This window comes from Frankia sp. CcMO1 (assembly GCF_977945845.1).
In genome coordinates this window covers 1-20,131 of sequence record NZ_CDWTMG010000067.1, presented here as the reverse complement: position 1 = coordinate 20,131, position 20,131 = coordinate 1, and the positions used below count along the sequence as shown (strand labels likewise).

Here is a 20,131-nt window from a genome sequence, read left to right as displayed (position 1 = left end):
GTTACCAAACTGGCTGGGGTCTCACGCCCACCCCGGTTAACTTCGAAGACCCCACATGGCCCGATCGCGCCAGGACGTTTGAAGCCCAAACGCAGCATCGGGCACCATGGGGACGTAATGAAGTAACAAATACGTGATCGAGAGCATCATCGCAGGTCACAGGCCTGTGGAGGGTTCGAAACGCGCAAGTTATTTCATTTCGACTCCCATGGCGTTCATGCTTATTCACACGTGACCGACGACACGCACCCCCGGCCGGCATGGTCGTACCCTGAGAAGATGGGGACGTCGCACTCTCGACGGAGAGCGGACGGCTCCGCGACCCGACTCCTCGCCGGTTGCCTGAGCCCTACCCTTCCGCGTCCAGAGGAGATATTCCAAGTCGTTCTCGGCTCCAGCTTTCCGGGATTTTGTCCCACTCCGTACCGAGCGCTAACGGCTGACCCTGACTTTGATCCGTGGCGGCCTTCTTCGTTGTCCGTCGACCCGTCGCCGAAACGGACGAAGGCGAACGCCCGGCGACGGACGCGGCTGTCGCCGACGCGTCGTTTCCTCATTGAATAGGACGCTGGGAGTTTGCATGCACGATACGCGCGAAATCCAGGCACGATCGCCGCGCGGCACCGGTGGTGGGGCGAGCGAGGCGTGGCGTCTCCGGCTGGCCGGCCGATCGGAGGCGGCCCAGTGCGAGCTCCTGCTGGACCTGATAGCCGGCCGGGTCGCCGTGCTGACCGAGCGCAGCGGCGACGCGGCCATCCTCGGCCGGGAATCCTCCTGGCGTGGTCTCGGGGTGTACCGCGGCATCGCCGAGCGGCTGCGGGACGAACTGTCCGCGGCGACGGGTCTGCGCCTGCCCGCCACGCTGTTGTTCGACCGGCCATCCCCCGAGGCCCTCGCCGGCCATCTGCGCCGTGAGTTGCTGGGTATCGACGAGCCCGCCGCGACCACCGCCGTTCCCGCGGCCGTTCCCGCGGCCGTCGCCGTTCCCGCCACCGGCGAGGTCGGCTCGGAGTCGTTCCGGGGCCATGATCCCGTCGTCATCATCGGCATGGCCTGCCGGCTGCCCGGCGGCACCGACTCACCAGAAGCCCTGTGGGACCTGGTACGAGAGGGCCGGGATGCCGTCGGCGGCCTGCCCGACGACCGGGGCTGGGACCTCGACGCGCTCTACGATCCTGATCCCGATCAGCCTGGCACCGCCTACACCCGCCATGGCGGGTTCCTGCCCGGCATCGCGCTGTTCGACCCGGGATTCTTCGGTATCGGTCCGCGCGAGGCGCAGGCCGTGGACCCGCAGCAGCGGCTGATGCTGGAGATCTCCTGGGAGGTTCTGGAGCACGCGGGCCTCGACCCACGGTCGCTGCGGGGCAGCCGGACCGGCATCTTCACCGGGGTGTCGCTGCAGGACTATGGCCCCGCCTGGCATGCGGCGCCCGCCGAAGCCCAGGGACAGCTGCTCACCGGCAACGCCTCCGGCGTGATCGCCGGCCGCGTCTCCTACACGCTCGGCCTGGAAGGGCCCGCGTTGACCATCGACACCCAGTGTTCCTCGTCTCTGGTGGCGGTGCATCTGGCCGGCCAGGCGCTGCGGGCCGACGAATGCGACCTCGCCCTGGCCGGTGGGGTGACCGTGATGTCGACCCCAGGGATCCTGGTGGAGTTCAGCCGCAAGCGGGGCCTGGCGCCGGACGGGCGGTGCAAGGCGTTCTCCGCCGACGCCGACGGCACCGGCTGGGCCGACGGCGCGGGCGTGCTGCTGCTGGAACGGCTCTCCGACGCCCGCCGTAACGGCCATCACGTCCTCGCGGTCCTGCGTGGCACCGCGATCAACCAGGACGGCGCCAGCAACGGGATGACCGCGCCGAACGGCCTGTCCCAGCAGCGCCTGATCCGCCAGGCGCTGGCCAACGCGGGGCTGCGCGCCGCCGACGTCGACGCGGTGGAGGCGCACGGCACCGGCACGACGCTCGGTGACCCGATCGAGGCCCGGGCCGTCATCGCCACCTACGGCCAGGACCGAGCCACCTACGGCCAGGACCGTGCGGCGCGGCGGCCCGTCTACCTCGGGTCCCTGAAGTCGAACATCGGCCACACCCAGGCCGCCGCCGGCGTCGCCGGGATCATCAAGATGGTGCAGGCGATGCGGCACGGCGTCCTGCCGCGGACCCTGCACGTGCGCGAGGCGTCCCCGCACGTGGACTGGTCGGCGGGCGACGTCGCCCTGCTCACCGGGAACGTCCCCTGGCAGCGCCAGGATGGCCGGCCGCGACGGGCGGCGGTGTCAGCGTTCGGGGTAAGCGGCACCAACGCTCATGCCGTGCTCGAGGAAGCACCGCCCGGGCCGGGAACGGACGCCGTGGGTGCGGACCGCGCCGGGGAGAACCCGGCGAGCGCCCCGGTGCCTGTCGTCCTGTCCGGCCGCGGCGACGCGGCGCTACGTTCGGCGGCCGCCCGGCTCGGCACGCACCTGGAGCGCCATCCCGAGATCTCCCCCCTGGACGCGGGATACACCCTGGCGGGTCGCACCCACTTCGAGCACCGCGCCGTCGCCGTCGTCCGCGGATCGGCGGCGTGCAGCAGCGGCACGCACCTGGCCGGGACCGGGACCCTGACCGGGATCCTGGCTGCTCTGGCCGAGGCCCGCCCCACCGCCGGGCTGGTCCTGGGCACGGTCCGACCGGCGCTGAGCCGAAGCGGAACCGCCCGGGGCGCAACCGCCTTCCTGTTCACCGGGCAGGGCAGCCAACGCCCCGGGATGGGCCGCGAACTCCATGCGGCCTACCCGGCCTTCGCCGACGCCCTCGACGACGTCTGTGCCCACTTCGCGCCGCATCTCGAATACCCACTGCGCGACGTCATGTTCGCCCCCGCCGGTTCCCCGGGCGCGGCGGCGCTCGACCGCACCGAGTACACCCAGCCCGCGCTGTTCGCCTTCGAGACCGCGCTGTTCCGGCTCCTCGAATCCTGGGGTCTCGCCCCGGGGATCCTCGCCGGGCACTCCATCGGCGAGCTCACCGCCGCCCACGTCGCCGGAGTGTGGGCCCTCGACGACGCCTGCGCTCTCGTCGCGGCCCGCGGCCGGCTCATGCAAGCCTGCCGCGCCGGCGGAGCCATGACCGCCATCCGCGCCGGCGAGGCGGAGGTCGCCGAGTCCCTCGCCGGGCTCGCCAGGCGGGTCGAGATCGCCACCGTCAACGGCCCGAGCGCCACCGTCATCGCCGGCGACGCCGACCTCGTCGAGCGCGTCGCCGTCGGCTGGGCCGAACGCGGCCGCGCCATCAGGCGGCTGACGGTCAGCCACGCTTTTCACTCCCCGCACATGGACGACATGCTCGACCGGTTCCGAGCCGTCGCCGAGAAGATCATCTACTCCCCGCCGGCCATCCCCGTCGTCTCCACCCGGACCGGCGACCTCGGCCTCCAGGCCGGGCTCACCACCCCCGACCACTGGGTACGCCACGTCCGCGAACCCGTCCGCTTCCTCGACGCCGCCCGTCGCCTGCACCGCGAAGGCGCCGTCGCCTACCTCGAACTCGGCCCCGACGCCGTCCTGACCGCGCTCCTGCCGGCCTGCCTAGCCGCCGACGCCCAGAGCACCGAGAGTACCCAGAGCACCCGGGACGCCCAGAACACCCGCGACGCCCGCGACACGGTGGCCGCGGCGGCGTCCCGTGCCGGCCGCCCCGAACCCGACACCCTCCTCACTGCCCTGGCCGAACTGCACGTCCACGGCGTCGACGTCGACTGGCACGCCCTGTACCGAGGACGCGGCGCCCGGCACCGGGAGCTGCCCACCTACCCGTTCCAGCGCAGGCGCTACTGGCTCGACGGGACCACCGCCGTCCCCGCGCCCCGTAGCCCGACCGTCGGGACGGCCCGCGCGGCGGGCCCGGACGGCTGGTCCTACCGCACCGAGTGGCGGCCCCTGGACTCCGCGGACGTCACCACCGCCGTGACGGCCCAGGCCATCGCGGCGCCACCGCTGTCCGGCGTGTGGCCGGTGCTGACCCCGGCCGCCGGCGTTGACGAGGACATGCTCTCCCGCCTCTGCTGGATCATCGAACGCCTCGGCGGCACGGCCGTCACCCTCACCCTCACCGGCGACGACGCCGACCGCGCCCGGGTCGCGGCGCTGCTGTCGAACGCCGTACTGCTGTCGAACGCCATGCCGCCGTCGGGCGGCGGCCTCGCCGGGAAGAAGATCGGGAAGAAGACGGTGCAGGCGGTACGCGGCGTCCTGTCCCTGCTCGCCCTCGACGACACGCCGCACCGCATCCATCCGGCACTGACCACCGGGCTCGCCCTCACCGTCCCGCTCGTCCAGGCGCTGCACGACCTCGACGTGCCCGCACCGCTGTGGTGCGTCACCCGCGGCGCGGTCACCACCGGTCCCGACGACCCCGTCACCGCCCCGGACCAGGCCATGATGTGGGGACTCGGCCGCACCCTCGCTCTGGAGGACCCCGGCACCTGGGGCGGTCTGATCGACATCCCGACCGACCTCGACGATCAGACGCTGGCGTGGTTCGGCTCCGCCCTCACCGCCCCCGGTGGCGAGGACCAGCTCGCCGCCCGTGCCACCGGGCTGTTGGTACCCCGCCTCGTCAGGGCCGACACCGTCCTACCAGCCGACACCGTCCCACCAGCGTGGCGGCCCCACGGCACGGTCCTGATCACCGGTGGCACCGGCGCCCTCGGCGCGCATGCCGCCCGCCGGCTCGCCCGCGACGGTGCGCGCCGGATCGTCCTCGTCAGCCGCCGTGGCCCCGCGGCTCCGGGGGCGGAGGAACTACGCGCCGAACTCGCCGCCCTCGGCGCCGAGGCGATCATCGAGGCCTGCGACGTGGGAGAGCACGAACAGCTCGCCGCTCTGCTGCGGAGACTGGCCAAGGCGGGCCGGCCGGTGTCCGCCGTCGTACACGCGGCCGGTGTCATGGGACAGGTGACCGCCCTGCACAAACTCGATCTCGGGGAGTTCGCGGAGGTCGTGGCCAGGAAGGTCGCCGGCGCCGCCGGCCTCGACCGGCTACTCGACGGGATCGACGGGATCGACGGGATCGACGGGATCGACGGCACCAGGCTGGAGGCCTTCGTCCTGTTCTCGTCGGTGTCGGCGACCTGGGGCAGTGGCGGCCAGTCCGCCTACAGCGCGGGCAACGCCTACCTCGACGCCCTCGCCGCGCGGCGGCGCGCGCTCGGTCTCGCCGCCACCTCTGTCGCATTCGGCCCGTGGGCCGACGCCGGAATGGGCGCCGAGGCCACGTTCCGTGACTCCCTGGGCCGCCGTGGCCTGACCCCGCTGCCCCCCGACGCAGCGGTCACCGCGCTCACCCGGGCGGTCGCGGGCGGGCAGGCCGCGCTCACCGTCGCCGACGTCGACTGGGATCGCTTCCTCCCACCCTTCACCGCCGCCCGCCCTGGGCATTTCTTCGACGATCTATGGAGCCGGTCCACGACGGCCGGACCCGAGGGGGACGCCGAGCCGACCGGCACCGACGCGCCCCCCGCCCGAGTGGACTACGGGACGCTGCCCGGGCCCGCCCGCGCCCGCGCGCTGTTCGACCTCGTGCGGGCGGAGGCCGCGGCCATCCTCGGGCACCCGTCGCCCGACGACGTGGACCCGCAGCGCCGCTTCCTCGAACTCGGCTTCGACTCACTGGCCTCGGTGCAGCTCAGCCGCCGACTGGCCGCCGCCACCGGCCTCACCCTGGCCACGCCCGTTGTCTTCGAGCATCCGACGGTCTGCGAGCTCACCCGCCATCTCGACGCCCTCGCCACCCTCGCCACCCAGCGGCACCCGGACATCGTGCCCGGCAGGCCCCCCGCGCGGGCCGGGACGCAGGTCGCGCCGATCGGCGTGCGCGAGCTGTACCGACAGGCGTGCACGGACGGCAAGTTCGCCGAGGGCGTCGGTGTCCTGCGGGCCGTCGCCCGGCTCAGGCCCGTCTTCCGCACCGTCGAGGCCTTCGGCGCGCCCGCCGCGCCGGTGAGACTCGCCTCGGGTCCGGCCAGGCCCACCATCGTCTGCCTGCCCTCGATGGTCGCCCCGTCGGGACCGCACAACTTCGCCCGCCTTGCCCTGCACCTGCATGGCCGGCGGGACGTGTACGCGCTGCCGCATCCCGGATTCGGCGACGGGGAGCTGCTTCCGGCCACCGCGGATCTCGTCGTTGACCTGCATGCCGAGACCATCGCCCGGGCGTTCGACGAGATCCCCATCGTGCTCGCGGGTTACTCCTCGGGCGGCTGGCTGGCACATGCGATCGCGGCCCGGCTGGAGGCCCGCGGGATCCGCCCCGGGGCGGTGGTGCTGCTCGACACGTGGCTACCCGGGGACCGCATCCCCGAGGGCGACATCCAGGAGGAGCTTCGCGGCGTCGCCCTCAACGACCAGGCCTTCGCGCTGATGACGGAGGCACAGGTCACCGCGCAGGGCGCCTACCTGGACCTGTTCGAGGGCTGGCGGCCGACCACCGTCGACGCGCCGGTCGTCCTCGTCCGGGCGATGGAGCGCATGCCCCAGCAGGCGGTCGCCGAGAACCCTGACGGGGATGGCCAGGCCTGGGTGACCGACTGGGTGATGGAGCACGAAAGGCTCGACGCCGCCGGCAATCACCAGACGATGATGAACGAACACGCCGCCTCCACCGCCGCAGTCCTCCACCAGTGGCTTGCAGAACTGGGCCGGCCCACGGAACTGGAGCGGCGCTGATGCGGTGACCGGTCTACCCCCGGGGCCATCGGGTCACCGGACCTCGGGTCACAAGGCGGCCAGCGCCGGCCTGAGGACGCGTTCGTAGAAGTCGCAGAAGCCGCCCTGATCTGGACCGATCTGGAGCAGGGCGACTTCGGTGAACCCGGCGTCGGCGAACCGCCGGACCCCCGCGACGAACGGCTCCGGGTCGGGCCCGTGCGGGATCTTCGGGGCGAGATCCTCCGCGTGACTACTCCGACGTCTAAAGGCGCCGGCTTCTCAGGCGGCTTGCGCTGCCTGAAGGGCCAGCCCGGCCCTGAGGATGTTGGTAGCCGCGTTGACGTCGGCGTGCGCGCTGTGGCCGCATGCCTGACAGACAAACGCGGCCTGTGTTCTGCGGTTCCCGGCGGCGCAGTGGCCACATTCGGCGCAGGTACGGGACGTATTGGCGGGTGGCGCCCCGACGACGGCCCGTCCGGCGCTTTCAGCCTTGGCGTGCAGCACGGTGAGGAACACCCCCCATCCCGCATCGAGGATGCTCTTGTTCAGCCCCGTCTTGGCGGCCTGCCCGTTCGACAGGAAGACACCGGGCGTCTCCGGGTCGGGCCTGGGCATGACCCGGCGGGTCATGCCCTTGATGTTCAGGTTCTCCACGGCGATCAGGTCGTGGTCGCGGACCAGCCCGAGCGCGGTCTTGTGGGCGAGGTCGAGACGCTGCCGGACGACGGCGCAGTGTTGCGCCGCGACCCGCGCGACGGCCTTGCGGCGCCGCTTCGAGCCGCGCTGCTTGCGGGACAGGTCCCGCTGCGCGGCGGCCAGCCTGCCCGCCGCCCGCCCGGCGAACCGGGGATTGCCGTAGCGGACCGTCGTCCGGCTCGGATGCCGGTAGGCGTCGCGGCGTTCCTGAAGGGCGGCGTTGTAGAGCGCCCGGTGGTCGTCGAGCATCGCGCCCAAGGCGGCTGTCTGGTGGCCGGTCGGGCGGAGCTGGAACCTGAAGGTCCGTCTCACCGGGCGGCTACCGGCCGCCACGGCCGTTCGTTCTGCGTGTCGATGTACCGCCGGACCGTGTCGGCGGAGACCGCGCCGACAGTGGCGACGAAGTACGACCGCGACCACAGGGTGGGCAGCCGGGACCGCAGGTGCGCGAACTCGGCGCGCAGCACGTGGGACGTGAAGCCCTTCACCTGGTTGGCGATGTACGACGGGGCGTGCTTTGGATGAGCCTTCACGAACAGGTGCACGTGGTCAGGTGCGATCTCCAGCGCGACGACCGGCCAGTCGTGCTCGGTGCACTTCTCGCGCAGCAGCGCGTCCAGCCGGTCACGGACCGGGCCGACGAGTACCGGCCTGCGATATTTGGGGCACCAGACGACGTGATAGCCAAGGTCGTAGGCCCCGCCCGCGCCCGTCGTCACCCACCGCCCCACGCCACCGACTATATCAGCATGGCCGGCATAACCGTTACAGTCCGTACCGGATTCCCCTGTCGCCTGAAAGCGACACTCCCCCCGGAGGCGACTGGTGGTTCGATGCTCCGGCTGTGAATCGACGCGCACAGCACCTCGGCGGCGGTCTGGGCGGAGCTGAGCGTCGACGGGTTCAGCCATGGGATTATGACGGAGTGACGCTGTTCCCACTGCCAGCCGTCGAGCACGACGGCCCCGCCGTCCAGGTCGGGGAGGTCGAGTTCACCCGCGCCGAGCTCTTCGCGGCCGCGTCCGTCGTCGCCGGTCGGGTGGCCGGCGCGCCGGCGGTGGCCGTGCACGCCGAGGCGACGATGGCCACCGTCCTCTCGGTCGTCGGCTGCCTGCTCGCCGGGGTGCCGGCGGTACCCGTGCCGCCCGACTCCGGGCCGCGTGAACGCGGTCACATCCTGCGCGACTCGGGCGCCGCCCTGCTGCTCGGCAGCCCCGCCTGGGACGACCTCACGATCCCCACCGTGCCGGTCGATCTCACCGCACGGTCGGGGGCTGCCGGGTCCGGGTCCGGGGGGGCCGGACCGGCGCTCATCCTCTACACCTCCGGGACGACCGGAGCCCCCAAAGGCGTGGTGCTGTCCGCCCCGGCCATCGCCGCCGATCTGGACGCCCTCGCCGACGCCTGGGCCTGGACGCCCGAGGACACGCTCGTGCACGGACTGCCGCTGTTCCACGTCCACGGCCTGGTCCTGGGTGTGCTCGGGGCGCTGCGGGCCGGCAGCCGGTTGATCCACACCGTCCGCCCGACCCCGACGGCGTACGCGGCGGCCGGGGGGACCCTGTACTTCGGCGTGCCGACCGTGTGGTCCCGGGTCTGTGACGATCCGACCACCGCCCGCGCCCTGGCCTCGGCCCGGCTGCTCGTCTCGGGCAGTGCCCCCCTGCCGATGCCGGTGATCGACCGGCTCGCCGGCCTCACCGGCCTCGCCCCGATCGAACGGTACGGGATGACCGAGACGTTGATCACCATCAGCGCCCGAGCGGACGGGGAGCGCCGGGCGGGCTGGGTCGGCACCACCCTGCCGGGAGTGCGGACCCGGCTCGTGGACGACGAGACGGGGGCCGAGCTGCCCGCGGACGGGGAGAGCATCGGCGAGCTGCAGGTCCGCGGTTCCACCCTGTTCGACGGGTACCTGGGGCGCCCGGAGGTCACCGCCGCGTCGTTCACCGCGGACGGCTGGTTCCGCACCGGCGACGCCGCGGTCGTCGCCCCGGACGGCCACCACCGAATCGTCGGGCGCCGATCCACCGACCTCATCAAGAGCGGCGGTTACCGGGTGGGCGCGGGCGAGGTCGAGGCCGTGCTGCTGGCCCACCCGGCCGTGCGCGAGGCCGCCGTCGTCGGGCTGCCGGACGACGACCTCGGGCAGCGCATCGCCGCCTTCGTCATCGCCCCCGGCCTGGCCGGTGCGGCGGGCGGGATACCGGGCGGGGCGCCGGGCGGGACACCGAGCGAGACGGCGAGCGAGACGACGGCGAGCGAGGCGCTCATCGACTTCGTGGCGCGGGAGCTGTCCATCCACAAGCGGCCCCGGGAGATCCACCTGGTGACCGAGCTCCCCCGCAACTCGATGGGCAAGATCCGCAAGTCCGCCCTGGCTCCCCCGGAAACGCCCTGAGGGCAGGTCACGGCGTCGAGGAGAGCGTGCTCGGGGTGCTCACCCCACCGGGGCGGGAGGCCCTGCGGTCCCTGCTCGCCCGCGCCCTGGCGGGCTGACCGGCCCAGCGGGGCTGGCGGGACCGGCCGGCAGGCCCGTGGCGAGGCCGCGGTAGAACGCGCTGGTCGCCATCAGCTCCTCGTGCGGGCCCTGCGCGACCACGCGGCCCTCGTTCAGCACGAGGATGAGATCCGCAGCCCGCACCGTGGAGATCCGGTGGGCAATGACCAGCAGTGCCCGCTCGGCGGCGATCCGGCGCATCGCGCGGGTGAGCGCCTGCTCGTTGACGCTGTCCAGCTGGGCCGTGGGCTCGTCCAGGAGCAGCACCGCGGGCTGAGCGATCAGCGCGCGGGCGATCGCGACCCGCTGCCGTTCCCCGCCGGAGAGCAGCACACCATGATCACCAACCGGGGTCCGGAGCCGCTCGGGCAGCCGGTCGGTGAAGTCCCGCAGCCCCGCCGTGGCCAGGACCGCGGTGATCTGCTCCTCGGTCGCCTCCGGCGCCGCGTAGGTGATGTTGTCCCGCAGGCTGCCGTGCAGCACCGGGGTGTTCTGCTCGACCAGCCCGACCCACCCGCGGGCGGTCGCGCGGGGCATCGCGCGGACGTCGTGGCCGGCGAAGAGGATCATTCCGGCGTCCGGCTCGTAGAATCGCTCGACGAGCTCCAGGATGGTGGACTTGCCGGCACCGGACGGCCCGACCAGCGCGACGTGCCCGCGGGACGGCACCGTGAACGACACCCCGCGCAGCACCGGCGTCTCCGCGTAGCCGAACCAGACGTCACGGAACTCGATCGACGGCACCTGCGGATTCGGCGGCTCCCTGCGTGACAAGGACAAGGATGACACTCGTGACGAGGGTGAGGGTGACAACGGTGCCGGCGGGCGCGTCCCGCCGGGGGCCGCGGCCGCCACGGGGCGCAGCGGACCGTGCACCGGCTCGTCGTCGCCCTCCCGGGGCAGCGCGAACACCGCGTTGACCCGCGACAGCGCCCCCATCCCCCGCTGGATGGTCGCCGCCGCCTCGATGAGCTGCGACAACGGCATCACCAGGTAGGTGGCATACAGCAGGAAGGCGACCAGGCTGCCGAGCGAGGCCGAACCGCGCGCCACCAGGATCCCGCCGACCAGGAGCACGACCAGCACGCTTCCCTGCACCGCGAGCTGCATCGCGGGGGCGATGATCGAGTCCAGCTTCGCCATCCGGATGCCGGCCTGGTATGCGGCCGCGGCGTGGTCGCCGATGCGCGCGGCCTCCCGCCCCTCGGCGCGGTTCGCCCGCACGGTACGGATCGCGGTGAGGGCGCGCTCCAGGTCGGCGGTCATGCCGCCGACGCTGGCCTGCCCGCGTTCGGACACCGTCCTGATCCGGGACAGCGCGCCGAATACCACGACCCCGGCCACCGCCACCACCCCGAGCACGAGCAGGAACAGCCAGGGGTTCAACCAGATCATCAGGGCGACGGCGCCGACGACGCCGATCACGCTGGTGACCAGGGAGGTGAAGCTGTACGCCACCGCCTCCCGCACCACGGTCGTGTCGGTATTCGCGCGGGAGATCAGATCCCCGATCCGCCGCGTGTCGAACACCCGCATGCGCAGCCGCAGCAGGTGGCCGATCAGGCTGGTGCGCAGGCCGAGCAGGACGCCCTGGCCGACGCGCTCGAGCAGGTAGTGCCCGGCGGTGTCGATCATCGCCTGGCCGACGAACAGACCCAGCAGCGCCCCGATGAGCCAGCCGGGAATACCCCCCGCCTGCGCAGCGTCGATCACCCGCATCACGAGCAGCGGTTGGAGCACCCCGACGGCGGTGCCGACCACGGTCAGCGCCGTGGCGATCGCCACCGCCCCGCGACGGCCGCACAGCAGCGCCCAGAGTTCCGCGACGCCCCGCAACGCGGGCCCCCGGGCAACTCCCTGGCCCTCCCCCTCAACGACGTACGCCCTCGTCACGAGGCACGCCCCTTCCGCGAAGCCCGCCACTCCCACGAAGCCCGCCCGCGCGACGCGGCCCGGTTCCCGTTCCCGGACCGACGCTGAGCAGCGGCCGCAGGTAGCCGGCCGGCATCGACTCCCCCACGATCACTCCGTCCGCCTCGACCCACGCGTGCGCGGCGAACGGCGCGATGGTGCGCACCCCCACACGCCACGTCGGGAACGTTCCGGTCAACCGGCACAGCAGGGCGGTCGCTATCGAGCGGGGAACGCAGCCCCGCGCGCCGCGGCAGGTGAGGCTCACGGCTGTCACCGCCTGCCGGGCGGCGAGCGCGGTGTCATAGTCGGCCGGGCGGGCGCCCGCGCCCACCTCCGTGAGCACCCGGCAGATGCGGGCCGGCGACTGGGTCGCGAGCACCCGCGCGATCCCCACGGCGACCAGCGCGCCGAGCCGACGAGCGAGGGACGGTTTCGCCTCCGGCCGCTCGACCACCATCGGCGCGGTCACCGGGCCTGCGCCCGGGGATCGCAGACCGCCTCGGTCTCGGGTGACCATCGGGGTTCGGGCTCAGCCTCGATGAGGCCCACGTCCGCGAGTTGGGCGAGCAGACCCTCCACGTCGCGGCGCGCCGTCTCCGGGTCAACCTCGCTGGCCTCACACAGCCCGCGGGCGGCGGCTGCCGTGTCGCCGCCGTCGAGCAGGATCCGCAGCACCAGGTCACCCGAGGGGTTGAGGGTCCAGTACCGGCCGTTGTCGATATGGAGGAGCACCGCTCCGTACTCGGTCGGCGCCCGCACTACGTCAGGCCGCAGCGTCACCATGATCACTCACTCCTCCGGTAGCTCACTCACTTCTCCGGTAGCGCAGTCAGGGCTCCGCCGGCTCGCGAGCACCCGCAGCCACGCGTCCACCGCGAACGTCGGTTGCAGCGCCTGGTGGCGATGACCAGGTACGGACGAAGATCGGCACGCCTGGCGCAGCGCGTCCGGCTCGATCAGGCCGAGATCGGCCAACGGGCTGTCATCGCACAGCTTCACCAGGACGTCCTGGCTGGCGCGCAGGCCCTGATCCGCCTCGGCGGCGGCATCCGCCTTGGTCTCGCGGCGCAGGCATTCCTGCGGCACCACCCGGCGCATGGCCTCCTTCAACAACGGTTTGTACTCCCACGGACCGGTGCGCTCCTCGGGCCGCACCGCCAGCGCCGCCCGGACCACCCGATCGTCGAGGAAGGGAGCGGCGAGCGGCGGGCCGACCGGATCGGCGAGCTGGTCGAACAGCCGGAACACCGCCGCGCCGGCGCGGATGGCGAAGAGATCGGCGTGGCCGTCCCGGGTCTCGGCCAGCGGCCAGGCGCGCCGGGCGGCCTCCGCGAACGCTCCGGCCAGCAGGTCGAGGGCCGCCGGCGTGAGCCAACCCGGGACCACAGGCGGAAAGGCCCAGTCGAGCGGGGCCAGGACGCCCGGGTGGGATCGGCCGAAACCGGAGGAACCGGAGGAACCGGCCGGACGGTGGGCCTGGTCGAGCGCATCGGCCATGTCGGCGAGGCAGTCCCGGTAGCCGCGCGGCCACATCATCCGCAGACACGCCATCCGCGGCCAGCCCTCCTGCGCTCGGTGTCCGCGCAGGTCGTGCAGCGCCCGCCAGGGCCGGCGGCGCAACAACCGGGGGAGGTAGGCGGGACAGCCATAGGCGACCTCGTCGCCACCGAACCCGGTGAGGTGCACCCGCGGCCCGTACAGCGCGACCCGGTCAAGACCCGCGCGCAGCTTCGCCCGGTCGACGATGCCGACGAACGGCCGGTCGAGCGGTTCGTCGGCGTCGGCAATACCGTCGTAGACGAGGGGAAGCCCGGCGGCGGGCAGGACCTCGCGCGTGACGCCGGGGAGCGTGGCCGCGGCCCGCGCGGCCCACTGGGCGTCGTCGTCACCGGGATCGCGGGCGATCCCGGTGAGCGCGACCACGTCGGCGGGGCCGCGCGCGGCCAGGCAGCACACCGAGGTGGAGTCCAGCCCACCCGACAGATCACAGCTCACCGTCCCGCCGCCGGCGACCCGCGCCGCCACGGCCTCGGCGAGAGCCGCCCGCAGGGTCGGCGCCCCCTCCGCACGGGACCGCACCGGTGCCGGTCGACGCCACCACCGCAGGACAGTGGCCTTCTCGTCAGGGCCGACGAGAAGGTAGTGATCCGGGGGCAGCGCGTCGATCGACTCCCAGAGCACCAGGTCGTCGAGCGGATGGGGCGGTGACGGGTCGAGCAGCGACAGAGCCAGCGCCGCCCGGTTCAGCGGGGCGCCCGTGAGCCGGGCGAGCACGTCGGCGCGGTCGGCGGCGACCAGCTGGCTGCCCAGCCGGGCGGTGAAAACCCGCCGGGTTCCCGTCGGGCTGCCCTGGATACGACGGTGGCCGTCGATGTCGGCGATCACGTGGTAGTCGCCGGCCACCGCGCGCGCGAGGTCGAGAGCATGCACGTCACGGGCCGTGAGAAGCAGCCGCAGGAGCTGTCGCGCGTTGGTCGCGGCACACCCGATCAGGGCCAGTCGCGAGCGCCCGGCGACGGCACTGACCATGGCGTCGTCCGGCCAGTTGCCGACGATCCACGGCCGCCCGGAGGCGTACCGCAGCATGTGACGGACCCCCGGCGGACGCACGACGGGATCACGGTCGGCCAGCACCAGAAACCAGCAGGACGGAATCGGGACCACCGCCACCCCGGCCGCCGTCACGCAAAACGCCGCCAGAAATAGTCACGCCCCCAGCCCCAGCGGCCGTTCGTCACTGCGGCGAAGCTGCCGGCATCCTCCAGTCGCGGGGGGAGGTAGGTAGCCTTCATCGTCTTCTCCTCAGCGGTTTCCGCGCGCCCGCGCTGTGACGCGCACCCTTGCGACGCGCACCCTTGCGACGCGCGCCGGTGGCGATACACGACGGCGCCGCGCCCGTGGCGCGGGCGCCGGCCAGCTGGTCCGGCCCGTCTGGTTGAAATTCCCCCGCCGGGTTCACTGGCGGTTCAGCTGACCTCCGGTGGTGAATTTGGGGGACCTGAGCACGGTCTGCGGTCCCTGGACCGTGCTCAGGTCCCCATAACTCGGCCGCCGCACGACTCGGCCGGAACGGCCGTGGTATCAGGTGATCCACGAGTCCGGATTCAGTACATGCTGATGGGCACGCCGCAGTTCGACACCGGGCTCGATCCCGAGTTCGGTCACCAGCCGCCGGTAGACCGTCTGGTACTCGGCCAGTGCCTCGGCCCGCCGGCCGGTGTGTTCCAACGCGAGGATCAGTTGGGCCCAGGGACGTTCCCGGGTCGGATGTTCGACCGTGAGCGCCCGCAGGGTCGGCAGCACCCGATCGTACTCGCTGAGGGCCAGGCGGGCGTCGATCAGGTCCTCGCACACCGCCCAGCGAGCCTCCTCCAGCCGGAGGACCTCCGCGCCTGCGATCTCCGCCGGGAGCTCGTCGAACGCGTCCCCCCGCCACAGCGCGAGGGCACCTTCGAAAAACCCGGCGGCGCGTTCCGGTGAGCCGGCACGCACGGCGGCGCGGCCCTGCTCAGCGGCCGATTCGAACCGCTTAGCGTCGATCTCACCGGGCGCAACGACCAGGCGGTACTCCCCCGGCCGGCTCTCGATGCGCCCGGGGCCGTTCCCCCCGGCTCCGGGCGTGCCCAGGGGCGGCCGGAGGGTGTGCCGCAGCTCCGAGAGATAAGTCTTGATGTTGCCCCCAGCGGAGCGCGGCGGGGCATCCTGCCAGAGCGCGAGCCGCATCCCGTCCACACTCACCCACTGGCCGGCGTGCAGCAGCAGGGTCAGCAGCAGGATGCGCTTCTTGCGCTGGTCGATGCGGACCTGCTCACCCGAGGATCGCCGCACCTCCAGCGGTCCCAGGACCGCGAACAGGAGGCCGGCCCCGGTCGCGGAAGATGCGTTCGGACTCGCCTCAGATAGGTAGTCGTCGAGCATCGTGGCTCTCATCGATCGGGCCCCCGTTTCGGTTTTCCCGTGCGGGCCGGCTGGTCCCGCCCGGGCCGGTGCCGTCTCCCGGCCCGGTGCTGGCCCGGTGGCTGAATACCCCCAGCTCACCCCGGGTAGTCATCCGGTGCATGCGGATATCGAGCAGCGATCTCGGGCGGGTCGGGAACACCGCCCGAGAGCGCCGGCGCCCGGTCGGCGGGCCTCGATCAGGGTCAGATCCCGAGCTTCGCCCGCGTCTGCGGCCCGACGATCCCGTCGACCACCAGACCGTGCTTCAGCTGGAAGTCCTTGACCATGTGGTTGGTCTGGTACCCGAACTTCCCATCCACGCTGATCGGGTAGCCAAGGCTGGCTAGCCTCTTCTGGATCTGGTGGACGTCGAGGCGGAACCCGAGGCCGATGGCCAGCGACGGGTAGCGGGCCGCAGGCGCCACCACGGCCGCACGCGCCGGGGCAGCCAGCGAGGAGTAGGAGACGTTCGTGAACCGCGCGCCGCGCGAGACGGCCGCCGCCGCTGCCTGTCCCCGGGCCAGGTAGCGGTAGTGCATGCCCTTGGTGTAGGCGCTCCAGGCGGTGATGCCCTGGCCTTCACAGACCTTCTTCGCCGCCCAGACGTTGACGGTTGGGTCGTAGAGGTTGCGGTTACCCACCCAGCCGGCGTGGGCCCGCATGTTGATCTGCCACAGGCCGCGCGAGTCCTCGCCGGAGGTGGCGTGGGCGTAGGGGTTGCCGCCGGACTCCGCAAGAGCCACCGCGACCCAGGTGGCCAGCGGGACGCCGCGGCAGCCGGGCAGTCCCGCGTTCGCGGCCGCGCTGGCGATCGTCACATCGGGGACCGTGGTGGCGGCCCTGGCCGGGCTCGCGGTGGCGAGCATGCCGGCGCCGGCGCCGATCACACCGACGGCGGCGACAACGGCGCCCCGGGTCCGGGTGGAATTTTTCCGATGCTTTCCCTTGGCCATTTCTTTGACATCTCATTTCGGTGTCGTCGAGCACAGACTGGTGATCGAGGGGAGGGATGCCGCTCAAAGGAGGGCGAGCGGAGACGACCGCGCTGGAGAAGAGCAGCACCCAGTGCCGGTCCCCCGGTGCGCCGAGGGTCCGTCCGGGGACGACCGATCGACGCACCCTGAGGATTCCGGGGTCGATGGGCTGAGCAGCCCGGCAGGCGGCCGCGGTCATTCCGTTCCGGGCCTGGCGGGCCCGGTGGACGGCAGGGGTCAGCCGACCACGGATGACGAGGTCAGGTGGCTTTCAGCCGAGCTGGTGGTATCGCGCGTCAGCGCGATCGGCCGGTACGGGCACCGACCGGATGGCACGTTCTCGCGAAGACGTCAGGGCGAGAACGGCGCCCAATATGGCGGGGACGCACCGCGGGTCGCGCCGAACGGCGTCACGGTCCAAAAGACCGGAGCCGAGCGTTCCTGAAACACAGGCAACGTCGAGTCCTTCCCGTACGCCTGCGAGGTTAGCTGTCGGGTTCGGGCCGGGAAGCCCGGCCGTTTCCGCGGCGTGCGCGTAACGGCTTAACCCCAAGGGCGGCCCGCAACGAGCCACCCGAAGGAACGTGGTTCCCCCGCTTCTGCCCAAGGTCTCTCGGAGGGAGCTCCGGACCGTGGGCAGAACTCGGCGTCGGCCCGGAGCTGTTGATACCTCGCAACCGTAGCGAACTACAGACCGTAGTGACAAGTACGAGTTGCGCCGAATCTGGGCGCATGTTGGTCACGATACGTGCATAACGCTGCGGTACCGCAACTCTCGGACATCAATAGCAGCTACCGGTAGCGACACAGATCACCCGTCACGACCGGATCTTGGCGATATGACCGGTCTGTCGCGACGGGGACCGGTGGCCACGGGGACCGGTAGTCACGGGGACCGGTAGTCACCGGGACCGCCCGGCCGCCCGGCAATCCCTGCGCCCCCGCGCACCCCGGCAACCCCCGGCGGGCGGGAAACTTGGACCGGGGGTCGGGTGGCGTGTGGGCGGGTACGCAAACGCGAACGGCGCCGGCTTCGAGCCGCAGACTCGAAGCCGGCGCCGTTGGAAAACAGACGACGCGGTACGGGACGGACGATGGACCCGCGTGATTCGCGCCGGCACCCGCCAAGGAAACGCCTGCTGAGCGATTGGGACTCCCGCGGAGGCACACCCCGATCAGAGCGGCACGCGGGCGCGCCCGGCACCGGGCGAGATCAGTCGAGCGGCCGGTCCCGCTGCCGTTGCCGTGGGGCCAGCCGCGGGGCACGGAGGTTCTCGAGGAACAGCAGGATGTGCGCGCCGACCGCACGCCGACCGGGGCCGGCGAGCACGCCACGCCCCCCGGGTAGCGACGCCAGCCGGGCCCGGCGCGCGGTCCGCGTCATCATGCGCACCAGCGCAAGCGGGCTGACCTCGTCTCGCTCGGCGTGGAGCAGTAGGACCGGCAGGTCGGGCAGCGACCGTGGGATCGGCTGTCCCGGACCCTCGCCCGCGATCTTTCGGTACACCAGCGGCAGGTCGAGCAACACGAGGGCATCCGGCCGGACGGCTGGCGAACCGGCGCCGACCAACGCCCGCAGGGCCCCGCTGTCCGAACCCAGCAGGATGAACGGACCCTCGGGGGCACGCGCCTCACCAAGGGCGAGGACGGTGTCTCTCCCGTGGTCGAGAAACGTCACCTGATATCCGTCGAGCGCGAGCCGGAAAGCCAGGCCCTCGAAATGTTCGGCGGATTCTCCCCGACCGGGGAGAAGGACGACACTGGCTCTTCTCGAGTGGGTTGGATCACCGCTGGGCCAGTAACGGGTTCCCGACCCCCCCACATATCCATGGGAGTCGAAATGAAATAACTTGCGCGTTTCGAACCCTCCACAGGCTTGTGACCTGCGATGATGCTCTCGATCACGTATTTGTTACTTCATTACGTCCCCATGGGGGCGCGGATAAACGTATGCTGACGAAACCAGGGACGACACAGCATGCTCCGATCGGAAACCGTCCAGAGATGTACCCGGTACTGACCGGACATCGATACCGAGGCAGCTGGCGTCCACGCAGGCAATGACGATCTGGAGACAGACATATCGAGCGGCCATGAATAAGGAGAACGCCAGAGAGAACACCGAGCGAGGGAAAGCCGAGGAGGCTAGTAAAGCACGTGAAGTGGCCGGGCCGGACAACCGGACGAGGCCACTCGCAGGAAATCGATGTGGCCACGGATGACCAGGGGGGTCATCCGATCCACCCAGGAGGACATGACCATATTCTGCCTATCCGACGGCTACCTGTCAACATGGTCAATATTGTTACTCAGGTGTTTCACCCCATGTCCGCCCGAGGATACGTAACCGTAGCCACCAGTCGTGACCGAGGCCACGTGGCACGTGGCACGTGGCGCCGCACAGCTGCACGGCCCCGGACGTCGGGGCGGAGTCGGGTGATCGCCGGCTACGCCCCGGCGCCGTCGGGCCGGACGCCGCTCAGGCGGCGGCGCCCACCATCGTGTTGCAGCTCTCCGCGCAGGATCGGCATGCGCCGGCGAGCTTGGCGAGCTGCTGATCCTGCGGCATCCTCTCGCACATCTCAGCGCACATCACGCAGATCCGCGCGCACATCGCGCACATTTCCCCGTGCATCGGCGACATCCGGCACATCATGTCGGCGCAGGTCCTGGTGACGGCTGCGCAGTCCATCATCAGCCGCATGTTCGCCGACTCCATCATGGCGCCCGGCATGTCCATGCAGTAGGAGATCGTCTCCTCGCACAGGGCCGAGCAGGACATACACTCCTCGATGGCCTTCCGCATGTTCTTATTGATCATTTCAGCGTGCTGCATGAGAACCCTCCAGGCATTGGAGACGCGGCACCCCGTACCAGCAAATGGCCCGGGCCACCTGACGGCAGCCGGCAGCGGGGCCCCTACGACAATAGCTTTCGGGGGCCGATCCGCATCTCGGTCAATCGCCGTCCCAGAGCGGATCCGACGAAAGCCCGCGAAGCCATACTAAGGGTATTTCTTTTGATATTTCGTGAACATTCTAGAAAACGGGAGAGTCAGCTGGACGGCGACGCCGCGGGCCGCTCGGGAGCGATTCTCGGCACCTCTTCCATCACCATGGTGGGGCGGACCAGGTTCCCGGGCAGCCGCGGGTGGGGCAGCACCGCACGACCGCCAAGGAACACCCCGCTCACGGCGCCCGGCCGCTCGAAGACCGACAGGTCCCCGGGGTCCGCGTCGAGCAGGATCGCGTCGAAGGCGGAGCCGACGGCGATACGGCCGGCTCCCTCCCCCAGTCCGAAGAGCCGGGCTCCGGTCGCGGTCGCGGCGAGCAGCGCCTCGGGCGGGGTGAGCCCGGCGCGGCGCAGCCGGCTGATCTCGGCCAGGTTCGTGCCGTGCCGGGTGCGGTGCCGGGC

Annotated in this window: 14 protein-coding genes and 1 riboswitch; of the genes, 2 read left to right on the top strand and 12 right to left on the bottom strand. The window is 71.8% G+C overall.

The features are described from left to right. The first annotated feature begins 580 nt into the window (after positions 1 to 580). The gene (locus AC08OU_RS10885; protein ID WP_476600902.1) at positions 581 to 6,712 is read left to right on the top strand and encodes an SDR family NAD(P)-dependent oxidoreductase; all 6,132 of its coding nucleotides are present in this window, start codon (positions 581 to 583) and stop codon (positions 6,710 to 6,712) included. A 261-nt stretch (positions 6,713 to 6,973) separates the two neighbouring features. Here the strand turns inward: AC08OU_RS10885 and AC08OU_RS10880 are convergent, their stop codons facing one another. After that, positions 6,974 to 7,723, bottom strand: coding sequence for an RNA-guided endonuclease InsQ/TnpB family protein (locus tag AC08OU_RS10880; protein WP_476600900.1), 750 nt, complete (start codon positions 7,721 to 7,723; stop codon positions 6,974 to 6,976). After that, entirely contained in the window at positions 7,699 to 8,121 is a 423-nt protein-coding gene (tnpA, locus tag AC08OU_RS10875; RefSeq protein ID WP_476600898.1) for an IS200/IS605 family transposase, read from the bottom strand. Before tnpA ends, AC08OU_RS10880 begins: the two co-directional genes overlap by 25 nt. A 194-nt stretch (positions 8,122 to 8,315) precedes the next feature. On the opposite strand from tnpA, the gene AC08OU_RS10870 reads away from it, so the two are divergent. Then, positions 8,316 to 9,791, top strand: a complete 1,476-nt coding sequence (locus AC08OU_RS10870) for an acyl-CoA synthetase (protein WP_476600896.1) — start codon at positions 8,316 to 8,318, stop codon at positions 9,789 to 9,791. A 39-nt stretch (positions 9,792 to 9,830) separates the two neighbouring features. On the opposite strand, the gene AC08OU_RS10865 is transcribed toward AC08OU_RS10870, so the two are convergent. From AC08OU_RS10865 to AC08OU_RS10820, 10 genes are all read right to left on the bottom strand, one after another. Beyond that, complete coding sequence (locus tag AC08OU_RS10865) at positions 9,831 to 11,783, bottom strand: ABC transporter ATP-binding protein (protein WP_476600894.1); 1,953 nt, start codon at positions 11,781 to 11,783, stop codon at positions 9,831 to 9,833. Then, a complete protein-coding gene (locus tag AC08OU_RS10860) occupies positions 11,761 to 12,273 on the bottom strand; it encodes a lasso peptide biosynthesis B2 protein (protein WP_462186037.1) in 513 nt (170 codons plus the stop codon). Before AC08OU_RS10860 ends, AC08OU_RS10865 begins: the two co-directional genes overlap by 23 nt. After that, on the bottom strand, positions 12,270 to 12,587 hold the full coding sequence (locus AC08OU_RS10855; protein ID WP_476604829.1) for a lasso peptide biosynthesis PqqD family chaperone: 318 nt from the start codon (positions 12,585 to 12,587) through the stop codon (positions 12,270 to 12,272). Before AC08OU_RS10855 ends, AC08OU_RS10860 begins: the two co-directional genes overlap by 4 nt. A 6-nt stretch (positions 12,588 to 12,593) precedes the next feature. Continuing rightward, a complete protein-coding gene (locus tag AC08OU_RS10850) occupies positions 12,594 to 14,489 on the bottom strand; it encodes an asparagine synthase-related protein (protein ID WP_476604828.1) in 1,896 nt (631 codons plus the stop codon). After that, on the bottom strand, positions 14,486 to 14,596 hold the full coding sequence (locus tag AC08OU_RS10845) for a lasso RiPP family leader peptide-containing protein (RefSeq protein WP_476593204.1): 111 nt from the start codon (positions 14,594 to 14,596) through the stop codon (positions 14,486 to 14,488). Before AC08OU_RS10845 ends, AC08OU_RS10850 begins: the two co-directional genes overlap by 4 nt. A 289-nt stretch (positions 14,597 to 14,885) precedes the next feature. Next, positions 14,886 to 15,722 carry an AfsR/SARP family transcriptional regulator gene (locus AC08OU_RS10840; RefSeq protein ID WP_476604827.1) on the bottom strand — a complete coding sequence of 279 codons (837 nt, stop codon included), beginning with the start codon at positions 15,720 to 15,722 and terminating at the stop codon, positions 14,886 to 14,888. Positions 15,723 to 15,946: 224 nt separating this feature from the next. Further along, positions 15,947 to 16,696 (bottom strand): peptidoglycan-binding protein, encoded by a 750-nt coding sequence (locus tag AC08OU_RS10835; RefSeq protein ID WP_462203602.1) that lies wholly within the window; start codon positions 16,694 to 16,696, stop codon positions 15,947 to 15,949. A gap of 481 nt (positions 16,697 to 17,177) precedes the next feature. Beyond that, positions 17,178 to 17,331, bottom strand: a riboswitch (cyclic di-AMP (ydaO/yuaA leader). Between the two features lie 599 nt (positions 17,332 to 17,930). Further along, entirely contained in the window at positions 17,931 to 18,395 is a 465-nt protein-coding gene (locus AC08OU_RS10830; protein ID WP_462186044.1) for an alpha/beta fold hydrolase, read from the bottom strand. Between the two features lie 801 nt (positions 18,396 to 19,196). Next, positions 19,197 to 19,553, bottom strand: a complete 357-nt coding sequence (locus AC08OU_RS10825) for a four-helix bundle copper-binding protein (RefSeq protein ID WP_011437376.1) — start codon at positions 19,551 to 19,553, stop codon at positions 19,197 to 19,199. Between the two features lie 218 nt (positions 19,554 to 19,771). After that, positions 19,772 to 20,131, bottom strand: a 360-nt coding sequence (locus AC08OU_RS10820; RefSeq protein ID WP_476604826.1) for an amidohydrolase family protein, incomplete at its 5' end; no start/stop codon positions are given.